The sequence below is a fragment of the Halioglobus japonicus genome, from assembly GCF_001983995.1.
GTDB lineage: Bacteria > Pseudomonadota > Gammaproteobacteria > Pseudomonadales > Halieaceae > Halioglobus > Halioglobus japonicus.
This window is the reverse complement of sequence record NZ_CP019450.1, coordinates 3732600-3755705: the sequence shown is the minus strand read 5'-3', so window position 1 is coordinate 3755705 and position 23106 is coordinate 3732600. Positions and strand designations below refer to the sequence as shown.

The following is a 23106-nucleotide window of genomic DNA, read 5'->3' as shown; positions in this document are numbered from 1 at the left end:
TATGACTGAAACCATTACCATGGCCCTGACCAAGGGGCGCATTCTGAAAGAAACGCTGCCGCTGCTGGCGAAATCGGGGATTGAGCCGACCGAGGACATTGCCAAGAGTCGCAAGCTGGTTTTCGAAACGACGATACCTGGCCTGCGCTTGCTGGTCATTCGCGGCACCGATGTGCCTACCTATGTGCGCCACGGCGCGGCGGATATAGGCGTGGTTGGCAAGGACATCCTGCTCGAGCATGGCGCGGAGGGGCTGTATGAGCCACTGGATCTGGGTATTGCGCGCTGCCGCCTGATGACTGCGGGGCCCGTGGGATGGCGCCCGAGTGGTGCCCGTATCCGGGTGGCGACCAAGTTCGTCAATATCGCCCGGGAGCACTTTGCCCGCCAGGGCGTGCACGCAGACGTGATCAAGTTATACGGGGCGATGGAGCTGGCGCCGATCATGGACCTGGCAGATCTGATTGTCGATATTGTCGATACCGGTAATACGCTGCGGGCCAATGGCATGGAACCGATGGATGAAATTGCCACGGTGAGCTCGCGGCTTATTGTGAACAAGGCCGCCATGCGTTCCAGCTGCGCCGGCATAGAGCGCATTATTGCCGACCTCACCAGCGCGGTAGAGGCATCCTGATATGCAACGACTCGATTCCAGTCAAGCTGACTTCGCGCAGCGCCTGGAGGCGCTGACCGCCTGGGAGGAAGAGCTGAACCTGGCGGTGAACGATACCGTGCGTGAGGTGCTGGCGGATGTGGCGCAGCGCGGTGACGTGGCGCTGCTGGAGTACACGGCGCGCTTTGACCAGCTCGCGGCGCAAACGATGGCGGAGCTTGAGGTTTCCCGGGACCGCCTGCACGAGTCGTTGGAACAGATTCCCACGGCTCAGCGCGAAGCGCTGGAGGCGGCTGCCTCTCGTATTCGCAGCTATCACGAGCATCAGGTGCAGGACAGCTGGCAGTATCGCGACGAACAGGGCAACTTGCTTGGCCAGCAGATTCGCCCCCTGGATCGCGCCGGCCTCTATGTGCCTGGCGGCAAGGCCAGCTACCCCTCCTCGGTGTTGATGAATGCCCTGCCTGCCAAAGTTGCGGGTGTGGGTGAAATTATCATGGTGGTGCCCGCCCCCGGCGGCGAACTCAATCCCATGGTGTTGGCTGCGGCGGCCATTGCAGGCGTTGACCAGGTATTTACGCTGGGGGCGCGCAGGCGGTGGGCGCTCTCGCCTATGGGACGGCGACTGTGCCTGCGGTGGATAAAATCGTAGGCCCCGGCAATATCTATGTGGCCACTGCCAAACGCCAGGTGTTTGGCCGCGTGGGCATTGACATGATTGCCGGTCCCTCTGAGATTCTGGTGATCTGCGATGGCAGTACCGATCCTGATTGGGTGGCAATGGATCTGTTCTCCCAGGCCGAGCACGATGAGAATGCCCAGGCGATTTTGTTGTGTCCGGATAGTGCCTATCTCGATCGCGTTGCAGAGGCCATTGATCGGCTGTTACCCGACATGAATCGCCGCGACATTATCCAGGCCTCACTGTCGGGGCGCGGTGCCATGATCAAAACTCGGGATCTGGCGGACGCCGTCGCCATTAGCAACCAGCTTGCGCCAGAGCATCTGGAATTATCCGTGGCAGATCCGGAGCAGTTGCTGCCCGATATCCGCCATGCTGGCGCCATTTTCATGGGGCCCTATACATCTGAATCGCTCGGCGACTACTGTGCCGGCCCCAATCATGTGCTGCCGACCTCGCGCAGTGCGCGATTCTCCTCGCCGCTGGGCGTGTACGATTTCCAGAAGCGCAGCTCGCTGATCATGTGCAGTGAGCAAGGTGTGCAGACGCTGGGAGAAGTGGCTTCTGTACTGGCCCATGGGGAGTCGCTGCAGGCACATGCCCGCAGCGCGGAGCTGCGGCTCAAGAAGTAGCCTTACTATCTGACAGGGCTGGTCTGGCCCTGGACGCCAACCACAGCCCGCAATTCCAGGCTTTGCTGACGGCGCCGGATTGAGATCGCGATGGTGTCACCGGGCCGCAACTGGGCGATGTGGTGCATGGTCTGGCGACCGTCGAGAATCGGGTCGCCGTTAATGTGGGTAATGACATCGCCCTGGGCAAGGCCGGCGCGTTCCGCCGGACTGCTCGCTGCGACATCCATAACCAGCAGGGCCTGGCCTTCACCTTGTACGGGCCGGATTGGGTCCACACTGACGCCCAGCCAGCCGCGGATGACTTCGCCGTATTCAATCAGGTCGTGCATGACAAACGCGGCCATGTTGATGGGGATAGCCAGGCTAATGCCAATGCCTGTTGTGCCCTCGCTATCGCCGCCGCTGGTATAGATCAGGGTGTTAATACCCATTAGCTGGCCGCGGGCATCGATCAGAGCACCTCCCGAGTTGCCCTGGTGTACCGAAGCATCGGTCTGGATATAGTCTTCGTAAGCCGCGTTTGGCTGCAGCCCCCAGCGGCCCAGAGCCGACACAATACCCTGGCTGACGGTGTGTCCGAATCCGAGCGGATTGCCAATAGCCAGTACCACATCGCCCACCTGCAGGCGGTTGGAGTTGCCAGTGGAGATGGGTTTGAGATCCGGCAGGTCAATGCGCAGTACCGCCAGATCGGTGGCAATATCTGAGCCTACAACCGCCGCGTTTGCGGTGCGGCCATCGTGCAGCAGGACCTGAATGGCATCGGCGCCGGCGATAACGTGGTGATTAGTGAGGATATGGCCTTGGGCGGTCATGATGACGCCTGAGCCCAACGAGCGTTCTATGCGTTCGCGCACGGACTGGGAGGGTGCCAGGACCAGGGCAGAGCGGCGGTCGAGTAACGGTGCGCGCTCGAGAATACGCTTGGCGGTGTAAATGTTCACTACCGATGGACTGGCGTCTTCGACGGCGTTGGCGTAGCTGCTGACAGCCTGCCCCGGTGCGGTGGCGTCACTGGCGGGTAACACCCAGCGATCCAGGATGAGTAAGGCGGCCAGGATGCCGGCGATGGTGGGCCAGGCGATAAATTTCAGGCTCTCTTGCATTGGATTTGTCAGCGCCCCTTCCTGCGGTAAAGTACCGCTTGATTTGCCGTTCGACGATTCGAGTGGTGGGACATTGTATCTGATGCAGCTCGGCTGCGAACAGGATTTGACCAAATGAGCACTACGCTGGACGAACTGCTGGCTTATATCGACACAACGTTGGAGCCTGGGAGGTTTCGCGATTACTGCCCGAACGGATTGCAGGTGCAGGGCCGGGACAAAGTGACCCGGATTGCCTCGGGCGTCACGGCCAATCAGGCCTTACTGGATGCCGCGATCGAATGGGGTGCCGATGCCATATTGGTGCACCACGGCTATTTCTGGAAGGGCGAGTCTGCGCCCGTTGTGGGGATGAAGCGCCGCCGCCTGGGTGCACTGCTGGGCGCCGATGTCAGCTTGCTCGCCTATCACCTGCCGCTGGATGCGCACCCCGAATTGGGCAACAACGCTCGTCTGGGGCAACTGCTGGGGATTGATGGCTTTGAGCCGCTTGACCCGGAGGATCGCCAGGGCGTGGGCAATATCGGCAATCTGCCGGGTGGTCAGACAGCCAGCCAGTTTTGTCGCCAGATTGAGGCGCTCACGGGGCAGGTGCCGCTGCTGATTGGCGAGGCTGAAGCGCGTGTTAATCGTGTGGCCTGGTGTACCGGGGCTGCGCAATCCTATATCGATGCCGCCGTGGCCGCGGGTGCGGATTTGTTCCTGACGGGTGAAGTGTCGGAGCCCACGGTGCATACGGCGCGGGAGGAGGGTGTTCAGTTTGTCGCCGCGGGTCACCACGCCACCGAGCGTTATGGTGTGCAGGCGTTAGGTGAGCGGCTGGCACAGGTGTTCTCTATCGAGCACCGGTTTATCGATATCGCTAACCCGGTGTAACGCCTAGACCCGCGGGGGGGCGGTGGGGACTCCTCGGCTGCGGTTGCAGTGCGGTCCAAGCCAAACTCTTCGTTCAGCATGCCTTTTTCATCAGGTGATGTTTTTGGCGCGTAGTCCAGGGGTTGTTGAATGTCTGCCAGGTTGGCAGGAATCTCGGCAGGGTCCTGGCTGGCAGCATTCACCATGGCGACTGGCCCCTTGCCCTGGCACAGGTCGCTGGCGCCCTTGGCGAGATGATTGTGCACATCGCGATAGCTGCTGGTAAGTTGGTTAAGCAGCTGTGCTGTCTCTGAAAAGTGCTCGACCACTTCGTCTTCGTACACTTTCTTGTCTTGCAGAACCTGGTCCAGTTTGCGCTCTACTTCACGGTGTTTCTGGCCGGCAGGAGAGGAGCGGCGACCGATGAGCAGGCCTGCGGCCAGGCCGGCAATCAGTGCTGCTGCGGCAGCGGCAATTACAATAGTCAGGTCGTACACAAATCAATCCTCTTGCCAACATCCCGCCTGAAGCGCGGGCCGCCAGTATACAAGGATTGCCTGAGTCGCCAAAGGGTCTGACCACATTGCCCCCCAGAAGGACGCGCTCGCGCTGCGCACGTGGCGGTTTGTTAAAGGGCGTGCATTGCCAACGGCAGGCGCGGTGGGTAAAGTGTTCCGCCAAATTTCAGCCGGTATTGTCATGTCTACACCCTGGCAGCGCTATCAGTCAGATCTCCAGCGGGAGGGGTTTAGTCACGACCCTGCCCAGGAGGAGGCTGTACGCCTGTTGCAGGACCTCTACGAGCGCCTGGTGGCGCGCTATCAGCAGCGCGAAACCGGTCTGGGCAGCTTTATCCGGCGCCTGCGCAAGCAGCCATTGGAGCCGGAGGTCGGCCTTTATCTGTGGGGCGGGGTGGGGCGCGGCAAGACCTATCTCGTCGACACGTTTCACGACAGCCTGCCTTTTGAGCGCAAACTCAGAATCCACTTTCATCGCTTCATGCAGCGCGTTCACAGTGAGCTGACGCAGCTGGAGGGCGAAAAAAATCCGCTCGAAATCGTCGCGGATCGCCTGGCAGAGGAGGCGATCGTAATCTGCTTCGACGAGTTTTTTGTCACCGACATTGGCGATGCGATGATTCTGGGAGGGCTCATGGAGGCCCTGTTTGCACGTGGCGTCAGCCTGGTGGCGACCTCCAATATAGTCCCTGAGAACCTCTATGAGAACGGCCTGCAGCGCCAGCGTTTCCTGCCCGCGATTGCGCTGGTCCAGAAATACACCAAGGTGGTGAACGTCGACGCGGGTATCGACTACCGGCTGCGCACGTTGCAGCAGGCCGAGTTGTATCACTATCCATTGGATCAGGCGGCAGATCTCAGTTTGCGCAGTAGTTTTGAGGCCCTGGCGGTAGAGCCGGGTAAGCATTGGGAGCGTATTGAGATCAACGGCCGGTATCTGACCGTGCGCTGTCTTGCCGACGATGTGGCCTGGTTCGAATTTGCCGAACTTTGTGACGGGCCCCGCTCCCAGAACGACTACATCGAGCTGGCACGTATTTTCCATGCGGTGCTGCTGTCCGGCGTGCCCCGGTTTACCTCGGATCTGAACGATCAGGCCCGCCGCTTTATCAATCTGGTGGATGAGTTCTACGATCGCAATGTGAAGCTGGTGCTTACCGCACAAGCCCCGCTGCTGGAGCTCTATGCCAGTGGCAGCCTGGAGTTTGAGTTCCAGCGCACTCAGTCACGTTTGCAGGAGATGCAGTCTCACGAGTATCTGGCCCGTGAGCACCGGCCCTAGGCCCCGCCCCATTGGGGAATCGGCGGAGTGTGAAAATTCCCACAAATGTCCGCCGATAGGTGCCGATAAGTCGCGAAATAACTTCGATTTTCTGCTTGAAAAGGATTGGGGCAGCGGGTAGTATTCGCGCTCTCGAAATTGGAGCCCTCCAAGAGGCGGTTATTCTCATGAAAACTTATAGTGCCAAAGCAGAAGACGTATCCCGCGACTGGTTCGTGGTGGATGCCTCTGACAAAACCCTGGGGCGCCTGGCAAGTGAAATTGCGCATCGTTTGCGCGGCAAGCACAAGGCCGAATACACACCTCACGTAGACACTGGCGATTACATCGTCGTGATCAATGCGGAAAAGGTACGTGTAACCGGCGCCAAGGCGACCGACAAGATTTACCACAGCCACACTGGTTACCCCGGTGGTCTGAAGTCTATCTCTTTTGAAAAGCTGATCGACAAGGCCCCTGAGCGCGTTATCCAGGGTGCAGTTAAAGGCATGCTGCCGCGTAACCCGCTGGGCCGCGCCATGTTCAAGAAGCTCAAAGTGTACGCGGGCAGCGAGCATCCGCACGCCGCACAACAGCCGCAAGCACTTAATATCTAACGGGTTTTATTATGTCAGCTACTCAATATTACGGAACCGGTCGCCGCAAGACCTCTACTGCACGGGTTTTCCTGCAGTCTGGTGCCGGTAACATCACCATCAACAAGCGTCCGCTGGACGAGTACTTCGGCCGCGAAGTGGCACGCATGATCGTGCGTCAGCCGCTGGAGCTGGTTGAGATGAACGACAAGTTCGACGTCAACGTGACCGTTGCAGGCGGCGGCAGCTTCGGCCAGGCCGGTGCGATTCGCCACGGCATCACCCGCGCGCTGATGGAGTACGATGAGTCTCTGCGCGGCACCCTGCGCGGTGCGGGCTACGTGACTCGCGACGCTCGTGAGGTTGAGCGTAAGAAGGTCGGTCTGCGCAAAGCGCGTAAGCGTCCTCAGTTCTCCAAGCGTTAATTCGCTTGTCGGCCCGGATTCGGGCCGAGCCAGGATTCGAAACGTCCGCTCCCGGATGGGAGTGGACGTTTTTTTATGCCCACGTATTGCATAATTGATTAGGGCCAATTCACACCGTAAAACGCTTAAGAATCAAGGCGCTTACCTTGTAACAAAGGGCCAAAATCCGTACTATTTGCACGATTTTGTGAGGCGCGGATTTCGGGGCGACATTTCCCACGCCCGCCCGCGTCAAACCTAGGGGAGAAAAGCATGAGTAGTGATGGCGTAAACACCGGCAGGAGAAAGTTCCTGACGGCTGCCACCAGTGTGGTGGGCGCTGCCGGCGCAGTGGGCATAGCTGTGCCTTTTCTGGGTTCCTGGAACCCGTCAGCGAAGGCGAAAGCCGCCGGCGCGCCTGTTAAGGCAGACATCGGCAAGCTCGAGCCGGGCCAGATGGTAGTGGTCGAGTGGCGCGGTAAGCCCGTGTATGTCATGCACCGGACACCCGAACAGGTCGCGGACCTTCCTAAGCTCGACGGCATTTTGAAGGATCCCCAGTCCGAGATCTCCGAACAGCCCGCCTACATCGGCGGTGTTGATCGCTCATTGCGTCCGGAAATTCTCGTGGTTGTTGGTCTGTGCACGCACCTGGGCTGTGCGCCCAAATTCCGTCCTGAAGTCGGCGCAGCCGATCTCGGCGGCGATGACTGGCTGGGCGGTTTCTTCTGTCCTTGTCACGGTTCCAAATTTGACCTGGCGGGGCGCGTCTATTCAGGCGTACCGGCTTCCGCCAACCTTGTGGTTCCCCCGTATTCCTTCGAGGGTGACAACGTCCTTGTAATCGGCGTGGATACGGAGGCTGCCTGATGATCAATATGCTTGTTGGATTGCGTGACTGGGTTGATGAGCGTCTGCCTATCATGCGCGCGTGGGACACCCACATGGGCAAATACTACGCGCCCAAAAACTTTAATTTCTGGTATTTCTTCGGGGTCCTGTCCCTGTTGGTACTCGTCAACCAGCTGCTCACCGGTATCTGGCTGACCATGAACTACACCCCCAGCGCGGAAGACGCGTTCGCCTCTGTCGAATACATCATGCGCGATGTCGATTACGGCTGGATTCTGCGCTATATGCACTCCACCGGGGCCTCGGCCTTCTTTGTGGTGGTGTACCTGCATATGTTCCGCGCACTGTTATACGGATCGTATAAAAAGCCGCGCGAACTGATCTGGATCTTCGGCATGCTGATCTTCGTGGTCCTGATGGCTGAGGCTTTCGTGGGTTATGTGCTGCCCTGGGGCCAGATGTCCTACTGGGGAGCCCAGGTTATTATCTCGCTGTTTGGCGCGATCCCGGTTGTCGGTGAAGACATTGTGACCTGGATTCGCGGTGACTACCTGATTTCCGGCGCTACCCTGAACCGCTTCTTCGCCCTGCACGTGGTGGCGTTGCCCATCGTGCTACTGGCCCTGGTAGTACTGCACCTGCTGGCGCTGCATGAGGTGGGTTCCAACAATCCCGATGGTGTGGATATCAAGAAGCACAAAGACGAAAATGGTGTGCCTCTGGACGGCGTTGCCTTCCACCCCTACTACACCGTTCACGATCTGCAGGCGATTGCGGTGTTCCTGTTCATTTTCTGTGCGGTGATGTTCTTCCTGCCGGAAATGGGTGGTTTCTTCCTCGAATTCGCGAACTTTGAGGAGGCCAATGGTCTTAAGACGCCGGAGCACATTGCCCCGGTCTGGTATTTCACTCCGTTCTACTCGGTGCTGCGTGCAGTACCGGACAAGTTCTGGGGCTTCGTGGCGTTTGCTGCTTCAGTCGCTATTCCTTTCCTGCTGCCCTGGCTAGACCGCAGCCCGGTACGCTCCTGGCGCTACCGCGGCAACATCACCAAAGTGATGCTGGTGTTGTTTGTGGCTTGTTTCTTGATCCTGGGCGTTCTCGGCGTTCGTTCAGTGACCGATGGTCGTACTGTCCTGGCGCAGATTTGCTCGGTGTTCTACTTCGCGTTCTTCCTGCTGATGCCGATCTGGTCGTCTATGGACAAGACCAAGCCTGTGCCCGAGCGTATTACTACCGATGGCGGTATTGGCTTCTGGGGCAGCATGGGCGGTCTGGCGCTGATTATGGCGTTGACAATTCTGCCGCTCAAGGCCGTGGGTGCCGAATCCGCTTTTAACTGTGGCGAGATCGAATGTGATGAGTTTGTCGTCGATCTGGAGGACAAAGCTTCCCTGCAAAATGGCGCCAAGCTGTACATGAACTACTGCATGGGCTGTCACTCTCTGCAGTACTCGCGTTACAACCGTGTAGCTGACGATCTGGGCATTCCCGCTGACCTGATGGAAGCGAACCTGATGTTCGATCCCGCCAACAAAATCGGCGATCTGATGGAAAATGCCATGGACGACGGCACCGCCAAGGTCTGGTTTGGTGCGACCCCGCCGGATCTGACGCTTGTGGCACGTGCGCGCTCTTCGGTAAGCCGTACGGGCCCGGAGTGGCTGTACACTTACCTGCGTAATTTCTACCGGGATGACAGCCGCCCCTATGGCGTCAACAACCGCGTATTCAAGGATGTGGGTATGCCCCACGTCATGCTTGAAATGCAGGGCATGCAGGAGTGTGCCATGGGGCCGGTCAAGGCCAGCAACGGCGGCATTAAGCGCGATCCGCTCACAGGCGAGAATATTCTCGAGGATCCCTGTGGCTCCTGGTCCATCGCTGAGCCTGGCACATCGACGCCAGAAGAGTTCGATGCGGCCATTTACGACCTGGTGAATTTCCTGGCTTATACAGCCGAGCCAATGGCAATGGAGCGCAAGCGCACCGGCGTCTTTGTACTGCTATTCATCGTACTGTTCTTTGTCTTCGCCTGGTTGCTCAACCGCGAATACTGGAAAGACGTACACTGATCCTGAGCAATCGCACTGCAGCAGCGTGGCGGGATGCCACGCTGCGTTTTTGTTTCTAGCTTATTTAAAGAGGAATTTTCCATGGGTGTTGTGGCAAAGCGGTCTTCAATGACCTTTTTCTCGGACCCCACCAGTCACTACAGCCACCGGGTACGCATTGTCCTGGCGGAGAAAGGCGTGACCGTGGACCTGATTGAATCCGACTCGGCACACCCCCCTGCGGAGCTGTCCGAACTGAACCCCTACAACAGCCTGCCGACGCTGCTGGATCGCGACCTGGTGTTGTACGAATCCAAAGTGATGATGGAATACCTGGACGAGCGCTTCCCGCACCCGCCGCTGTTGCCGGTGTACCCGGTGGCTCGCGCCGAGAGCCGTCTGCTGATTCACCGCATCGAAAAAGACTGGTGCGCGCTGGTGGATGCTATCCAGCACACCCGCAGTGAAAATGTGATCAAGAAGTCCACCAAGGAACTGAAGGAAAGCATCACCGCTATTGCGCCGATTTTTGCCGAGAAGCCCTTCTTCATGAGCGAAGAGTTCACCCTGGTGGATTGCTGCATTGCCCCCATTTTGTGGCGCCTGCCTTCCCTGGGTGTGGATATCCGCAATACCAAGCAGACCAAGCCGCTGTTTACCTATATGGATGCACTGTTCAATCGCGAGTCCTTCCAGGAAAGCCTTTCCGAGCAGGAACGGGAAATGCGCTCCTGAGGGAGCGCCAGTCTCTGCTCGATATCACGCCAGGATGACACCTAGTCGCCCCTACATCATGCGCGCACTCTACGAGTGGATCGTGGACAATAGCTGCACGCCCTATATTCTCGTCGATGCCACCATGGAGGATGTTTCGGTGCCCGAGCAGTATGTTAAGGACGGTCAGATTGTTCTCAATATATCGCCGACAGCGGTGATGGACCTAGACATGAGCAATGATGCCGTGGTCTTTAATGGTCGCTTCGGGGGTGTGGCTACCGATGTCTATGTGCCGGTGACGGCTGTGGTGGGTATCTACGCTCGAGAGAACGGCCAGGGTATGGTGTTTGAGCCGGAAGATCCGCCGGAAGACGATCCCACACCGCCCGAAGACACACCACCGGAACCCTCCGGTAAGCCCGAGGGGCGCCCCTCGCTGAAAATCGTCAAGTAAGCACGCCCTGCGACGGGGCGTGCCGGCGACGCTTAATCGATGAGCTCAAACAGTTTTACCACTTTCTGCACGCCACCAATATCGGATGCCTCTGCCGCAATGCGCTCGGCTTCTTCGCGGGTGGCCAGACCCATAAGATAAACCACGCCGTTCTCGGTCACCACCTTGACGCGGTTCCCCTGGATATCGGTATTGCCCAGCAGGAACGATTTCACTTTAGTCGTTATCCAGGTGTCTGACGTGCGGGTCATGCCTGAACTGGGCGCCGAAATTTCTAATTCATTGTAGATGCGTCGCACACCGCGAATCTCGCGGACCACATCCGTTGCCTTGCTCTTGAGTGCCTCGGAGGCGACCTGGCCGACCAGCAAAACGTAACCGTTGTAGCTGACGATGTTCAGGTGGGCATTGTCAAAGGCTTCATCGGCGGCGTGGATATTCACCCTGGCTTTGGTCTCTATGCTGTCGTCTTCAATCAGGCGGCCCCAGGTGCGCTCGCCCTGATCCTCCTCGATGGTGTTGGATTCCATAGAAGCTAGCATGTGGCCGCAACCGGCTAGGCTTAGCAGCGAGGACAGGAAGAGGCATTGCAGCAGGCGTTGGGTCATGAGTGTCCGATTCCGAATAAATTAGCTTCAATGAGTTGGCAAAGTGTCTGTAGCACCATGGTGTGTAATTCGACCACGGTGCGCCGGCAGGTTCCGTTCACCGCAATGGAAAAGTGCGCATCGGCCAGAGCGGCGCCAGCGCACAGTGTCAGGCTGGTCATGCCGCGATCGTTGGCGCAGCGCAGTGCCTCTAGTATGGCTGGGTCCGGATCGAGGCTGCTGCTGATGGCAAGCAGTACGTCGCCTTCCTGTCCCAGGGCACGCAAGCTGTGGCTGAATCGCCCTGCGGCAGGAATGCTTCCGGGGATGCTGTTGTCGGTACAGATGTTCAGCGCAGGTAGTGCCGGGCGCTCTTCGCCGACGCTGTAGAGCAGGCTGGTGCAGAGCAGCTGGGCGAGGGCGGCGTCCACGCCGCTGCCACAGCTGATAATTTTGCGGTCCTGCAGCAGCGCCTGGGTCGATAGTTCGGCGGCACTGGCGATGGGGTCGGCGAGCTGATCCACCGACATGGCGGCGCTCTCGAGTGTGCCCTGAAAGCGTTCAGCAATGATCTGGTAGTGGTCCACGGGTTCTCTTTCTCTGCGATTGGTGCCGCGTTTTAGAAGGCCGAACGAATCCAGCGAACGGCGGGGTTGTCGGGGGATTGTCGCGGCTCAATGGCAACCACGTCAAATCTGCAGTGCACGGCAGTGGTTTGATAGCGTTGCAGTAGGTAGTGGAGAGCGGTTCTGCGCAGCTTGTCTTGCTTTCGCTGATCGACCGACTCGGGGGCGCGGGCGTAACGTGAGATGCTGCGTGCACGGACTTCAACAAAGACCAGCTGGCCGCGGTCACATGCTATGAGGTCGATTTCGCCCAGCTTGCAGCGATAGTTTCTGCTCACTATCTGCAAGCCCTTTTGCTCTAGCCAGTGGGCTGCCCATTGTTCGTAACTGTCCCGAGAGATTTCATCTCAAGGGGATTCTAGTCAGCGCGGTGTCACCCTGCCTCTATCAAATTCAGCCGGCACCAGCTCGCGTTCAATCTGTAGCTGCGGGTTGAGGCTGAGCAGGCCCGTGTTGCCGCGAATTAGCAGATCAGGGCCAGCCTGGAGTTGCAGGAATCTTGATTGCAACAGATAAGCATCCACACCCAGTGCGTTCAGGCGGGGGTAGGCGTTGTTGCCGCCGTCTGCCAGCCCTGCCTGAAGCGCAGGACTTGAGCCCAGTAACCAGGGGAGTTCGACCAGGTTCAGGCCGTTGAGGTCCCGGTCGCGTTCGTCGGGGCTGCCGTGGTAGACGCTCGATGTGGCGTAAACCGGCAGTGCGCCAGCGTAGTGAAAGGCCAGCAACGGTTTAAGCGAGCGGGCTTCTGCGGCATTGCGTGCCAGCAGGAAGATGGCGTCGACATCCTCGCGGCGGCGCGGGGTAAATTCCACCGGTTCTGCGAGCATGTCACGGATCTGGCGTCGACGGGCCTCGCTGCTGGCGATGCCCAGGCCGTTCTTGATGCTGGCGGAATAATCGTCCTGGCCGGTGTATGCAATGGCACTGCTAAAGCTGCCCCCAGTGTCTGCCAGCGCTCGCGCAGGGCCTGCTCCATTTTGTCGCCCCATGCCCCGGCCGGACGCAGTAGTAACGCGCGGCGGGCGGCATCGCCAAATGCCACCTCGGCGATTTGGGCTGCCTCGTCCTCGGGCGCCAGGGCGAACTGGATCAGGGCGCTATCGCCCGGTGGCAGGGCGCCGTCCATCTGGTTGAGAGCCAGTACGGGAACGGGACGCGAGGGTGACAGAGCAAGTTCGGCGACCGCGTTTTTGCTCAGTGGGCCGACCACCATGCCGGCGCCGCCAGTGACGGCGGCCTGATAGGCTTCGGAGATCGTCGCGTACCGGTTACTGTCAATAATCCGCACCTCGTAGGGCGCGGCATTGCCCTTGCGCGCCGTGAAATAGCTCGCCAGATAGCCGTCCCGAACGGCTTTTCCTGCAGGGGCGAGACGCCCGGACAGCGGGAGCATCAGTGCTACCTGTGAAGGTGCGGCGGGTGTGCCCTGCAGGTATTGCAGTCCGCCGGGCAGCGGCGAACCCGCGGGATGGGCGGGGTAGGTGGATTGCCACTGCGGCAGTTCGCTGGCGATGTGGGTGGGATCCTGGTTGGCAATCGCTGCCAGGGCCAGCCATCCGCGCCATTCGGTCTCGGTGCTGGCGGCGGCCGCTTGTTCAATGTCCGTTGCTTTCACGCGCATCAAGTCGTGCCAGACACTGCGTTTCAGGGCGGGCTGGTCGGCGCTGGGCGCGATGGCGATTAACTGGGCGCCCAGTTGGGCGCTGTTGAGGTGGTCGCGCTGCAGGTCGAGTAAGTGGCGGCGGAAGTTGTAGACACGATAGGTAATAGCGGGGTGCACGCCGGGGGAGGCCGCTTGGTTCAGCAGCGAAAGTGCCCGGTCCTCTTCGCCGCGCATGTGCGCTATGCGCGCCTCGAGATAGTCCCAGAGTGCCTTGTCGTTTGTGCCCAGCGGTTCTTCCGACAGCGGGGCGAGTGTAGTTTCTGCGACCATCCACTCGCGGCGGGCCAGCGCCGCCTCCGCTACACGAAACTCAGCATCGAAAGCGCTGGGGGCATGTTCAGTTCCTTCATGCCGGGCGTTATCTCAATGGTGGGTTCGGCCGTCGTGGAAGTCTCTTGCGGCTGCGGGCCGGCGCACGCGATCAACAGCGCGGACAGGGCGGCACCGAGTCCGGTTTTACAACGACGCCAACGGGGGGATTGAGTTGCTCTCATGCTATGCTGCACCGATTGAATTCTGGCAAGCCTGCCACAGAGTGCGGCGGCACGCGATAGTATAAGGGGTATTTGTGGACACCGGGTTGTATATTGTTGCAACACCCATCGGTAATCTCGGCGACATGGGGCAGCGGGCGATAGAGGTATTGGCGGGCGCTGACCTGATCGCCGCCGAAGATACGCGGCACAGCGCCCGGCTGTTGCAGCACTTTGGGGTGACCACGCCTGCTATCCCCTATCACGAACACAGTGGTGACCGTACCCCCGAGCGGATCATGCAAACCCTCGCTGAAGGTGGTGCGGTGGCGCTGATCTCCGATGCCGGTACGCCGCTGATTTCTGACCCGGGGTATCGTCTGGTCAGGGACGTACAGTCTGCGGGTTACCCGGTCGTCGCAATTCCCGGCCCCTGTGCAGCGATCGCCGCGCTCAGTGCTTGCGGTCTGCCCACTGATCGCTTCCGTTTTGAAGGCTTTCTGCCCGCCCGAGCCGGCCCTCGGGAGCAGCGGTTGCAGTGCCTGGTGGACGAATCGGCCACGCTGGTGTTTTACGAGGCGCCGCACCGCGTCCTTGAAGTGCTCGGGGCAATGGCGGCGGTGTTCGGGGAAGAGCGTGAGGCGGTACTGGTGCGCGAGCTGACCAAAACCTTTGAGACTTTGCGCCGGGCGCCGCTAGCTGAGTTGGAGGCGTTTGTTGCGAGCGACGCCAATCAGCAAAAAGGTGAAATTGTCTTAGTGATTGCCGGCCGCGATGAGCGCGATGTCACCCTGGATGCGGCCACGGCGAAGTTGCTGCAGCGTCTGGCCGAGGAAATGCCCGGCAAAAAAGCCGCTGCTATCGTTGCGGAGCACACGGGGCTCAGAAAACGTGAACTCTATGACTATTTACTTGCGCAGAAGGGATAGGTAGTCTTCGCCGCGAGTCGGTTGGGCGATCGCTCTTCACCTGGTGGAGGGAGGAAAGTCCGGGCTCCACAGGGCAGGGTGCCAGATAACTTCTGGGGGGCGCGAGCCTACGGAAAGTGCAGCAGAAAGGAAACCGCCTCTGCGTGCAGAGGTAAGGGTGAAAAGGTGCGGTAAGAGCGCACCGCGCGGCTGGTAACAGGCGCGGCGATGGTAAACCCCACTCGGAGCAAGACCAAATAGGAACTCGTGTGCCGCGGCCCGCGGTGGGTTCGGGTAGGTCGCTTCAGGCAGCTGGTGACAGTTGTCGCAGATGAATGGTCGTCCACGACAGAACCCGGCTTACAGACCGACTCGCTTACTGAAGCCCCCCGACCTGCCGGTCGGGGGGCTTCTTCATCTTTGTCACCCGGTTTTTATGGCCTCTTATTCCAATTGGAAATAAAGAAACTCCCTTAGATGAAAAACTAACCTGTAACTTAAAGTAAATCATTAAGTGTTCGAGTTAGGGGGCTGTTTTCTAAAAATATTTAACTTGATAAATCTCGTTTTTCTCGTTGAAATCGTTCGTAAAGGCTTGAATTTACTGCGTTTTTTCTGGGAGGGCGCGGTTGACCTACTCCATCTGCAGGCCTATAGTGTCGAAAAGTGGGAATAAGTGGATAAATCTGTCTTTTTGTGGATCAAAAGGACGGTGGAGTGGGGAAGCACGCCGTGTTTCGTGGAGTACAGCACATATCAATGGATGCGAAAGGACGCCTGGCAATGCCGGCGCGTCAGCGCGAGCCGTTGCTGTCTCAGTGCGAAGGCAAAATTGTTGTCACCATTGATACCCAAACCGCCTGTCTGGCGGTCTATCCCCTGCCAGAATGGGAGCGCATCGAGCGCGAAATCCAGGCGTTGCCGGCTCTGAAGCCCGCAATCAAACGTTTCCAGCGCCTGGTACTCGGCTATGCCACCGATATTGACCTGGATGCCAGTGGGCGCATGTTGCTGCCCCAGTCCCTGCGCGACTACGCCGAGCTGGAGAAAAAGCTCGTGCTGGTCGGGCAGGGCAACAAGATGGAGATCTGGTCTGAAGCATTGTGGATGGCCGAACGGGAGCAGGCGCTGGCGGATGCAGGTCCGCTAACCGAGGTTCCCGACGAATTATTGTCGCTGACACTGTAGGTGGCCAGCATGCATCTGACAGTACTGCTACGAGAGGCAACTGACGCTCTGGTAACGGCGCCCAGTGGTTTCTACGTCGATGGCACTTTTGGCCGCGGTGGACACAGCCGCGCGGTGCTGGACTGTCTCGCCGACGACGGCCGGCTGTTAGGTGTTGATAAAGATCCCGTCGCGATTGACTCCGCTCGAGAGCTCGCAACCACTGACTCCCGCTTCAGCTTCTATCACGGCTCATTTGCCGACCTCCCTTCCCACTTGCACGAGATCGGCGCTGACCAGGTCGATGGTATTCTCGTGGATCTCGGCGTTTCCAGCCCCCAATTGGACGAGGCCGATCGCGGCTTCAGCTTCCTGCATGACGGCCCACTCGACATGCGTATGGATACCACATCCGGTCAAACTGCTGCCGAGTGGCTAATGTCTGCCGAAGAGCAGGATATCGCCCGGGCGCTTAAGGAGTACGGCGAGGAGCGTTTTGCCAAGCGTATCGCAGCGGCGATTGTCGCGGCTCGGCAAGAAGCGCCCCTGACCACCACAGGCCAGCTGGCGCGTATCGTCAGCGAGGCGAACCCCCGCTGGGAAAAGCACAAGCATCCTGCAACACGGGCGTTTCAGGGCATTCGCATTCAGGTGAATCGTGAGTTGGACGATCTGCGTGATCTGCTCGACGGCGCGCTCGATGTGTTGAGAGTCGGCGGGCGCCTGGTCGTGATCAGCTTCCATTCGCTGGAAGATCGCATGGTCAAGCGCTACATGCGCGATATGGCTCGCGGCGAGCAGTTGCCTCCCGGCGTTCCGGTCACCGATGCGGCACTGAATCGCCGTATGAAGTTGGTTGGCAAGGCCGTGAAGGCCAGCGCGGATGAGTTGGGCGAGAACGTCAGGGCGCGCAGCGCGGTCATGCGTGTGGCGGAGAAAATCGCATGAGCCCGCGAGTCAAAGGCAAGAAGATGATGACCGCCGCCGTGAGTGGGCAGGCACCTGCCCGGCGTGCACCGCTGTTCTGGGGCAATTTGGTGCTGGCCGTCCTGGTATTGGGCTCAGCTTTTGCCGTAATTCATTCAACGCACGCCTGTCGTGATCTGTATACCCACTTGCAGGCGCTGGAGGCGCGTCAGTGGCATCTGCAGGAAGACTACGGACGTCTGCTGCTCGAGGAGAGCACCTGGGCATCACATTATCGGGTTGAGAAAGTGGCGCGATCCGAGCTGAAAATGGCTGAGCCTGATCTGGCTCGCTATGAAGTGGTGGGTCGATGAAAACGGCCAGGAAGAAGTCTGTGCCTGCGGCGATCTCCATGTGGCGCCTGTATCTGGTTGCCTTTGCGTTGCTGTGCATGGCGGTGGTGCTGATTGGGCGGGTGCTGTCACTGCAGATTCTCGATACAGAGCGCGGCTACTCGTTCCTGCAGAATCAGGGGGATGCTCGCTCATTGCGCAGTGCCGAAATTCCCGCCTATCGCGGTGTGATTACCGATCGCCACGGCGAGCCTCTGGCGGTAAGCACACCGGTGGTGTCTATCTGGGCCAATCCGCGTCACCTGGATAGAGAGCGCCTGCCCGAACTTGCCGCAGCATTGGGGATGAGTCTGTCCTCCCTGCGCGAGCGGGTGGCGAGGTATGAAGGTAAGCAGTTTATGTACCTGGCTCGTCACCGCGTACCCCATGAGGCGCGCGAGATTCTTGCCAAGCGTATTGCCGGTGTTTATGGCGAGCGGGAATACCGCCGCTTCTACCCCGCAGGTGAGGTGGCCGCGCAGTTGGTGGGCTTTACCAACCTGGACGATGAAGGCATTGCCGGTATGGAGGTGGCTTATGACGAGCACCTTCGCGGCGTGCCGGGCAAGAAGAAGTACATCAAGGATCTGAAGGGGCAGATGGTCCGCGATATCGGCGTCGTGCAGCCTGCCCGTCCGGGCAAGCCGCTGCGCTTGAGTATCGACCTGCGCTTACAGCATCTTCAGCATCGCGAGCTGGCCAAGGCCGTGACGGCAGCGGGTGCAGAGAGCGGCACGGTGGTGACGCTGGACGCGCATACCGGTGAAGTTTTGGCCATGGTGAACTACCCGGTCTTCAACCCCAATAGCCGCAAGAACATGAAGGGCGGAACCACGCGCAACCGGGCGGTAACGGATACCTATGAGCCAGGGTCGACCATGAAAACCCTGACGCTGGTGGCCGCCCTGGAAAGCGGCCTATATACCACCGAGACCATGATTGATACTTCGCCCGGTTGGATTCGGGTGGGGCCAAAGACCTATCCAGACCCGCGCAACTATGGCGATATCAGCCTCTCGCGGGTCATCGAGAAATCCAGCCAGGTGGGCGTGACCAAGCTGGCGGTCGAGCTGGGGCATGAGCCTATCTGGGAAGTCTTTAGTCGCTTCGGTATCGGCCAGCCCCTGGGTACAGGCTTCCCCGGCGAAAGCGCAGGCCTGCTGCCAAACCGCCCGCGCTGGTATTCGACCGAGAAAATTTCCCTGGCCTTTGGTTACGGCATTACTGCAACACCTTTGCAATTGGCCCGCGCTTACAGTGCCTTCGCCAATAATGGCGTGATGCAGGAAGTGTCCTTGCTGGCCCACGATGGTGTACCCGAAGAGGGTGTACAGGTGGTAAGCCCCGATGTGGCCGCCCAGGTTCTGACAGTATTGGGGCGGGTCACCGGTGACAATGGTACTGCGCGCAAGGCGCGTGTGGCCGGTCACCAGGTCGGCGGAAAGACCGGTACGGTTCACAAGGTGGGTCCGCAGGGGTATGTCGACAACGCCTATGTGGCGCTGTTTGCCGGCGTTGCACCGGTCGACGATCCCCGGGTGGTCACCGTGGTGGTGATTAACGATCCGCAGGGCGAATCCTACGGCGGTGGTGCTGCAGCAGCGCCGGTCTTCTCCGCTGTGACCCAGGGTGCGCTGCGCCTGCTGGGTGTGACTCCGACTGAACTGCCCGAAGAAGTGGCCGTTGCCGGCGCCGGGCGCGGAGGTGCAGCGTGATGGCGCTGGCTGAGCTTATTGCAAGCCCTGGCTGCGAGGGTGGGGCAACTGCGGTGCGCGGCATTGAGCTGGATAGCCGTAAAGTCCAGCCAGGCGATGTATTTCTGGCGATGCCGGGCGAACTGCACGACGGCCGGCAGTTTATTGAGCAGGCTGTGGCCAACGGCGCTAGCGCAGTGATTGCCGAGCCGCCGGTGGCCGGTTTTGTAGATGCAGTGCCGGTGCCGCTGGTTGAGCTGCCGGAATTGCAGCAGGAGTCCGGTTACCTGGCGGCGAGATTCTTCGGTGAGCCTTCAAGCGCGTTGCACATGGTGGGCGTCACGGGTACCAACGGTAAGACCACAACCAGTCGTCTGGTGGCGCAACTGATGAGGGCGCTGGGTAAACCCTGTGGCGTGATTGGTACGCTGGGAGCAAGCCTGGAAGATGGCGTGGCGCAGGGCGGTAATACCACGCCGGATGCCGTGTCACTGCAGCGCCAGTTGGCGGCCTGGGTCGACGAGCAAGTGCTTGCCGTATGTATGGAAGTGTCTTCGCATGCGCTGGTGCAGGGTCGGGTGAATGGCGTGGCCTTTGAGACAGCGGTCTTCACTAATCTTTCGCGCGACCACCTCGACTACCACGGGAGCATGGAAGCCTACGGGCGGGCCAAACTGGCCTTATTCGACACCGACGGCCTGCGCCAGGTGCTGGTGAATGCAGATGATCCGTTCTCTGCCCGTATTCTTGATGTCATAGGGCCTGACGTGCAGGCCTACCGCTACTCCTTACAAGACGCCTCCGCTGACGTTGTCATCGAGCAGACAGGCTTTGCGAATGGCCGTGTCCATGGCCGTATGCGCACGCCCTGGGGCGAGGGTGACTTCGCCAGCCCGTTGGTCGGTCACTTCAATCTCTCTAACCTGGCTGCTGCAGTGGCAGCGGTGGTGCTGGAGGGAGAAGAGCTGGAACACGTACTTGCTGCCGTGGCCGATCTGCAACCTGTTCCCGGACGCATGCAGGCCATCGAAAACTCGCTGGGTTTTCAGGTAGTGGTGGATTACGCGCACACGCCCGATGCCCTGGAGCAGGCGCTGGTGGCACTGCGCCCCTACGTAAGCGGCCAGCTCATCACCGTATTTGGCTGCGGCGGCGACCGTGATCCCGGCAAGCGCCAGGTGATGGGGCGCATAGCCTGTGCCCGCTCCGACCGGGTGGTTGTCACCAGTGATAACCCCCGAGGCGAGGATCCCGCTGCCATCCTGGCGGATATTGAAACCGGATGCAGCGGCAAATACATGTTGGAAGTGGATCGCAAAAAGGCTATCGAGGCTGCCGTTGGTCTGGCCCGGCCTGGCGACTGTGTGGTGATTGCCGGCAAGGGGCACGAGGACTACCAGATTATTAACGGTGAAAAATTGTATTTCTCTGATGAGGCCGAGGCCCGCAGTGCGCTGCAAATGAGGGCCTCAGTATGATGCGGGCCTATAGCCTCAGTGAATTGCGCGAACCCCTGCAGGCAACACTGCAGGGCGAGGATTGCACTATCGAAGGCGTATCCACCGATAGCCGCGATATAGCCGCCGGCGATTTGTTTGTTGCCCTCAAGGGTGAAAATTTTGACGGCCATGACTATCTCGAGCGCGCTGCCAATAGCGGAGCTATTGCGGCGCTGGTAAGTGATAGCGCCGACGTGTCGATGCCCTGCCTGACGGTGGCTGATACCGAGCGTGGCCTGGGCTTGTTGGGAGCCTATAACCGCGCCCAGTTCGATGGCCCGCTGGTGGCGATCACCGGCAGTTCCGGTAAGACCACGGTCAAAGGCATTGTGCAGTCGGTATTGTCGCAGCGGGGTGAAACCCTGGCGACAGACGGCAACTTTAACAACGAAATCGGTGTACCCCTGACGCTGCTGCGTTTAACGCCGTCGGCGGAGTTTGCGGTGGTGGAAATGGGCGCGGCAGGCAAGGGTCATATTCGCTGGCTGTGTGACATTGGTCGGCCAACGGTATCGGTGCTGCTCAACGCCATGCCTGCCCACCTGGATGGTTTTGGCAGTGTCGAGCAGGTCGCTGACGCTAAGGCGGAAATCTACGATGGTCTGGATGGTGCAGGTGTCGCGGTGATTAATGCGGATCAACCCTGGGCAGACAGCTGGCGTCAGCGTGCCGCACAGGCGCGGGTTGTCGACTACTCCATCGTTTCCGGTGCGGCTGAGGTCAGTCTCGTTCAAGCGCGCTCTCGCGGCATCGAGGGCAGTGAATTGCGGATTTCCACGCCCCGGGGCGAGTTCGATACAACTATTGCATTGCCGGGTGAACACAACCACAGCAATGCCCTGGCCGGTGTTGCGGTTGGCCTGGCCTGCGGGTTGAGCCTGGATGAAATCGCGGCTGGTATCGCTGCGGTGCAGCCTGTGTCAGGCCGCTTGTCTGCGGCGCGCAACGCCGCTGGCACACTGGTCATCGACGATTGTTACAACGCAAACCCGGGATCTGTCCGGGCCGCCATGAAGACCCTGGCAGAGACGGCGGGTCGACGCACCATCGTGCTGGGTGCCATGCGTGAGCTGGGCGCCGATAGTGCCAGCCTGCACCGCGATATGGGTGAATATGCGCAGCAATTGGGTTTGGAACAGTTCTGGGGCGTCGGTGAGGAATTGCGCGATGCAACCGAGGCATTTGGTGCGGGCGGTCGGTGGTTTGCTGATTGCGCCGCGGTGCTCGAGGCATTGCCCGGCGCTTTCGGCACCGAGGATGCGGTATTGATCAAGGGCTCACGCGGTGCGCGTATGGAGCGCGTGTTGGAAGGGCTTATGGTGCGCCGTGGTGGGGGAGAACACTGATGCTGCTATTGCTTGCTGAATATCTGAGTCAGTTTGAGGGCGGGTTCCAGGTCTTTCAATACCTGACACTGCGCGGCATTCTGGCGGCGGGAACGGCACTGGCTATTTCCCTTATCGTCGGCCCCTACATGATCCGTAAGCTCAGCTACTACCAGGTGGGACAGGCTGTGCGCGACGACGGGCCGCAAAGCCATTTGAGCAAGGCCGGCACGCCGACCATGGGGGGTGCGCTGATTCTGGTGGCGATAGCGATCTCCACACTGTTGTGGGCGGATTTGCGCAATGTTTATGTGTGGATTGCGCTAATGGTGACCGCGGTATTTGGCGCGGTTGGCTGGGTGGATGACTATCGCAAGGTGGTGGAGAAAGACTCCCGGGGCCTGCCTGCCCGCTGGAAGTACTTCTGGCAATCCGTGGCGGGCCTTGCGGCCGCGTTGTACATGTATTTCTACATTGATACACCGGTGACCACTGAGCTGTATGTGCCCTTTATTAAAGACTTTGCCTGGAATATGGGGCCGCTCTTCATCTTGCTCACCTACTTCGTGATTGTCGGCTCCAGCAATGCGGTCAACCTGACCGATGGTCTCGACGGGCTGGCAATCATGCCTACCGTGATGGTGGGCGGTGCGCTGGGCATTATTGCCTACCTCACCGGCCACGTGAATTTCGCCGAGTACCTGCAAATTCCCTATGTCGCCGGTAGCGGTGAAATGGCGGTCTTCTGCGGCAGCATCGCCGGTGCGGGGCTTGGCTTCCTGTGGTTTAACACCTATCCCGCCCAGGTCTTTATGGGTGACGTGGGTGCACTGGCACTGGGTGCGGCACTGGGTACGGTGGCGGTTATTACGCGCCACGAGATTGTGTTCTTTGTGATGGGCGGCATTTTTGTGTTGGAGACTGTGTCCGTGATTCTGCAGGTGGCGTCTTTCAAGCTTACCGGTAAGCGGATCTTCCGCATGGCGCCCATTCATCATCACTTTGAATTGAAAGGCTGGCCCGAACCACGGGTCATTGTGCGCTTCTGGATTATTACCGTCATGCTGGTTCTGTTTGGGCTGGCGACGCTGAAGTTGAGATAAAGGTGAATCAGGC

General features: G+C 59.6%; 23 protein-coding genes, 1 other RNA gene and 2 pseudogenes. 19 read left to right on the top strand and 7 right to left on the bottom strand.

Annotation, left to right across the window (positions count from 1 at the left end):
• Position 1: 1 nt before the first annotated feature.
• Together hisG and hisD are read left to right on the top strand one after the other, a co-directional pair.
• Positions 2-637 (top strand): ATP phosphoribosyltransferase, encoded by a 636-nt coding sequence (hisG, locus tag BST95_RS17645; protein ID WP_084200755.1) that lies wholly within the window; start codon positions 2-4, stop codon positions 635-637.
• Position 638: 1 nt separating this feature from the next.
• Positions 639-1930: pseudogene (gene hisD, locus BST95_RS17640) on the top strand (histidinol dehydrogenase).
• A gap of 5 nt (positions 1931-1935) precedes the next feature.
• Here the strand turns inward: hisD and BST95_RS17635 are convergent.
• Positions 1936-3039 (bottom strand): S1C family serine protease, encoded by a 1104-nt coding sequence (locus BST95_RS17635; RefSeq protein ID WP_084200754.1) that lies wholly within the window; start codon positions 3037-3039, stop codon positions 1936-1938.
• A gap of 114 nt (positions 3040-3153) precedes the next feature.
• Between BST95_RS17635 and BST95_RS17630 the strand changes: the two genes are divergently transcribed.
• Entirely contained in the window at positions 3154-3915 is a 762-nt protein-coding gene (locus BST95_RS17630; protein WP_084200753.1) for a Nif3-like dinuclear metal center hexameric protein, read from the top strand.
• Here the strand turns inward: BST95_RS17630 and BST95_RS17625 are convergent.
• Positions 3831-4391, bottom strand: a complete 561-nt coding sequence (locus BST95_RS17625) for a Z-ring associated ZapG family protein (protein WP_084200752.1) — start codon at positions 4389-4391, stop codon at positions 3831-3833. The two genes, BST95_RS17630 and BST95_RS17625, sit on opposite strands and share 85 nt — an antisense overlap.
• A gap of 202 nt (positions 4392-4593) precedes the next feature.
• Here BST95_RS17625 and zapE point away from each other — a divergent pair, with 202 nt between their 5' ends.
• The 7 genes from zapE to BST95_RS17590 all read left to right on the top strand — a co-directional run bounded on the left by zapE (position 4594) and on the right by BST95_RS17590 (position 10750).
• Entirely contained in the window at positions 4594-5694 is a 1101-nt protein-coding gene (gene zapE / locus BST95_RS17620; RefSeq protein ID WP_084201230.1) for a cell division protein ZapE, read from the top strand.
• A gap of 167 nt (positions 5695-5861) precedes the next feature.
• Entirely contained in the window at positions 5862-6290 is a 429-nt protein-coding gene (gene rplM / locus BST95_RS17615; RefSeq protein ID WP_066050897.1) for a 50S ribosomal protein L13, read from the top strand.
• Between the two features lie 11 nt (positions 6291-6301).
• Positions 6302-6694: a 30S ribosomal protein S9 gene (gene rpsI / locus BST95_RS17610; RefSeq protein WP_066050525.1), complete on the top strand. Its 393-nt coding sequence runs from the start codon at positions 6302-6304 to the stop codon at positions 6692-6694.
• A 252-nt stretch (positions 6695-6946) separates the two neighbouring features.
• Positions 6947-7543 (top strand): ubiquinol-cytochrome c reductase iron-sulfur subunit, encoded by a 597-nt coding sequence (gene petA, locus BST95_RS17605; protein WP_066050522.1) that lies wholly within the window; start codon positions 6947-6949, stop codon positions 7541-7543.
• On the top strand, positions 7543-9600 hold the full coding sequence (locus BST95_RS17600) for a ubiquinol-cytochrome c reductase (protein ID WP_084200751.1): 2058 nt from the start codon (positions 7543-7545) through the stop codon (positions 9598-9600). Before petA ends, BST95_RS17600 begins: the two co-directional genes overlap by 1 nt.
• Positions 9601-9681: 81 nt before the next feature.
• Complete coding sequence (locus BST95_RS17595; protein WP_066050517.1) at positions 9682-10314, top strand: glutathione S-transferase N-terminal domain-containing protein; 633 nt, start codon at positions 9682-9684, stop codon at positions 10312-10314.
• A 34-nt stretch (positions 10315-10348) separates the two neighbouring features.
• Positions 10349-10750, top strand: coding sequence for a ClpXP protease specificity-enhancing factor (locus tag BST95_RS17590; protein ID WP_084200750.1), 402 nt, complete (start codon positions 10349-10351; stop codon positions 10748-10750).
• A 32-nt stretch (positions 10751-10782) separates the two neighbouring features.
• Here the strand turns inward: BST95_RS17590 and BST95_RS17585 are convergent, their stop codons facing one another.
• From BST95_RS17585 to BST95_RS21055, 5 genes and pseudogenes are all read right to left on the bottom strand, one after another.
• Positions 10783-11358, bottom strand: coding sequence for a BON domain-containing protein (locus tag BST95_RS17585; RefSeq protein WP_066050512.1), 576 nt, complete (start codon positions 11356-11358; stop codon positions 10783-10785).
• On the bottom strand, positions 11355-11924 hold the full coding sequence (locus tag BST95_RS17580) for a D-sedoheptulose-7-phosphate isomerase (protein ID WP_066050509.1): 570 nt from the start codon (positions 11922-11924) through the stop codon (positions 11355-11357). The genes BST95_RS17585 and BST95_RS17580 overlap by 4 nt, the downstream gene beginning before the upstream one ends.
• 32 nt (positions 11925-11956) lie before the next feature.
• Positions 11957-12304: a YraN family protein gene (locus BST95_RS17575; RefSeq protein WP_084200749.1), complete on the bottom strand. Its 348-nt coding sequence runs from the start codon at positions 12302-12304 to the stop codon at positions 11957-11959.
• 21 nt (positions 12305-12325) lie between these two features.
• Positions 12326-12952 carry a penicillin-binding protein activator gene (locus tag BST95_RS21060; protein ID WP_084201229.1) on the bottom strand — a complete coding sequence of 209 codons (627 nt, stop codon included), beginning with the start codon at positions 12950-12952 and terminating at the stop codon, positions 12326-12328.
• A pseudogene (locus BST95_RS21055) lies at positions 12904-13914 on the bottom strand (penicillin-binding protein activator); the annotation flags it as partial. The gene BST95_RS21060 and the pseudogene BST95_RS21055, both read right to left, overlap by 49 nt.
• A gap of 292 nt (positions 13915-14206) precedes the next feature.
• Between BST95_RS21055 and rsmI the strand changes: the two are divergent.
• The 9 genes from rsmI (at position 14207) to mraY (ending at position 23093) form a co-directional block, all read left to right on the top strand.
• A complete protein-coding gene (gene rsmI, locus BST95_RS17560) occupies positions 14207-15028 on the top strand; it encodes a 16S rRNA (cytidine(1402)-2'-O)-methyltransferase (RefSeq protein WP_255359714.1) in 822 nt (273 codons plus the stop codon).
• A gap of 13 nt (positions 15029-15041) precedes the next feature.
• Positions 15042-15386, top strand: an RNA gene (gene rnpB, locus BST95_RS17555) — RNase P RNA component class A.
• A gap of 353 nt (positions 15387-15739) precedes the next feature.
• Complete coding sequence (gene mraZ, locus BST95_RS17550) at positions 15740-16195, top strand: division/cell wall cluster transcriptional repressor MraZ (protein WP_066050892.1); 456 nt, start codon at positions 15740-15742, stop codon at positions 16193-16195.
• A gap of 9 nt (positions 16196-16204) precedes the next feature.
• Positions 16205-17122, top strand: a complete 918-nt coding sequence (rsmH, locus tag BST95_RS17545) for a 16S rRNA (cytosine(1402)-N(4))-methyltransferase RsmH (protein WP_066050888.1) — start codon at positions 16205-16207, stop codon at positions 17120-17122.
• Entirely contained in the window at positions 17119-17454 is a 336-nt protein-coding gene (gene ftsL / locus BST95_RS17540) for a cell division protein FtsL (protein WP_084200747.1), read from the top strand. The genes rsmH and ftsL overlap by 4 nt, the downstream gene beginning before the upstream one ends.
• Positions 17451-19187: a peptidoglycan D,D-transpeptidase FtsI family protein gene (locus BST95_RS17535; protein ID WP_066050498.1), complete on the top strand. Its 1737-nt coding sequence runs from the start codon at positions 17451-17453 to the stop codon at positions 19185-19187. The genes ftsL and BST95_RS17535 overlap by 4 nt, the downstream gene beginning before the upstream one ends.
• The gene (locus tag BST95_RS17530; protein WP_084200746.1) at positions 19187-20644 is read left to right on the top strand and encodes a UDP-N-acetylmuramoyl-L-alanyl-D-glutamate--2,6-diaminopimelate ligase; all 1458 of its coding nucleotides are present in this window, start codon (positions 19187-19189) and stop codon (positions 20642-20644) included. Before BST95_RS17535 ends, BST95_RS17530 begins: the two co-directional genes overlap by 1 nt.
• The gene (locus BST95_RS17525; RefSeq protein ID WP_084200745.1) at positions 20641-22011 is read left to right on the top strand and encodes a UDP-N-acetylmuramoyl-tripeptide--D-alanyl-D-alanine ligase; all 1371 of its coding nucleotides are present in this window, start codon (positions 20641-20643) and stop codon (positions 22009-22011) included. The genes BST95_RS17530 and BST95_RS17525 overlap by 4 nt, the downstream gene beginning before the upstream one ends.
• Positions 22011-23093: a phospho-N-acetylmuramoyl-pentapeptide-transferase gene (gene mraY, locus BST95_RS17520; protein ID WP_084200744.1), complete on the top strand. Its 1083-nt coding sequence runs from the start codon at positions 22011-22013 to the stop codon at positions 23091-23093. Before BST95_RS17525 ends, mraY begins: the two co-directional genes overlap by 1 nt.
• The last annotated feature ends 13 nt before the right edge of the window (positions 23094-23106 follow it).

Coding starts and splice junctions, on each gene's coding strand:
- rplM (WP_066050897.1), top strand. CDS start 5,862: ATGAAAACTTATAGTGCCAAAGCAGAAGACGTATCCCGCGACTGGTTC.
- BST95_RS17590 (WP_084200750.1), top strand. CDS start 10,349: ATGACACCTAGTCGCCCCTACATCATGCGCGCACTCTACGAGTGGATC.
- rsmH (WP_066050888.1), top strand. CDS start 16,205: ATGCATCTGACAGTACTGCTACGAGAGGCAACTGACGCTCTGGTAACG.
- BST95_RS21060 (WP_084201229.1), bottom strand. CDS start 12,952: ATGGGGCGACAAAATGGAGCAGGCCCTGCGCGAGCGCTGGCAGACACT.
- BST95_RS17585 (WP_066050512.1), bottom strand. CDS start 11,358: ATGACCCAACGCCTGCTGCAATGCCTCTTCCTGTCCTCGCTGCTAAGC.
- BST95_RS17635 (WP_084200754.1), bottom strand. CDS start 3,039: ATGCAAGAGAGCCTGAAATTTATCGCCTGGCCCACCATCGCCGGCATC.
- BST95_RS17525 (WP_084200745.1), top strand. CDS start 20,641: ATGATGCGGGCCTATAGCCTCAGTGAATTGCGCGAACCCCTGCAGGCA.
- BST95_RS17530 (WP_084200746.1), top strand. CDS start 19,187: ATGGCGCTGGCTGAGCTTATTGCAAGCCCTGGCTGCGAGGGTGGGGCA.
- ftsL (WP_084200747.1), top strand. CDS start 17,119: ATGAGCCCGCGAGTCAAAGGCAAGAAGATGATGACCGCCGCCGTGAGT.
- petA (WP_066050522.1), top strand. CDS start 6,947: ATGAGTAGTGATGGCGTAAACACCGGCAGGAGAAAGTTCCTGACGGCT.
- hisG (WP_084200755.1), top strand. CDS start 2: ATGACTGAAACCATTACCATGGCCCTGACCAAGGGGCGCATTCTGAAA.
- mraY (WP_084200744.1), top strand. CDS start 22,011: ATGCTGCTATTGCTTGCTGAATATCTGAGTCAGTTTGAGGGCGGGTTC.
- BST95_RS17630 (WP_084200753.1), top strand. CDS start 3,154: ATGAGCACTACGCTGGACGAACTGCTGGCTTATATCGACACAACGTTG.
- BST95_RS17595 (WP_066050517.1), top strand. CDS start 9,682: ATGGGTGTTGTGGCAAAGCGGTCTTCAATGACCTTTTTCTCGGACCCC.
- BST95_RS17600 (WP_084200751.1), top strand. CDS start 7,543: ATGATCAATATGCTTGTTGGATTGCGTGACTGGGTTGATGAGCGTCTG.
- BST95_RS17535 (WP_066050498.1), top strand. CDS start 17,451: ATGAAAACGGCCAGGAAGAAGTCTGTGCCTGCGGCGATCTCCATGTGG.
- zapE (WP_084201230.1), top strand. CDS start 4,594: ATGTCTACACCCTGGCAGCGCTATCAGTCAGATCTCCAGCGGGAGGGG.
- rpsI (WP_066050525.1), top strand. CDS start 6,302: ATGTCAGCTACTCAATATTACGGAACCGGTCGCCGCAAGACCTCTACT.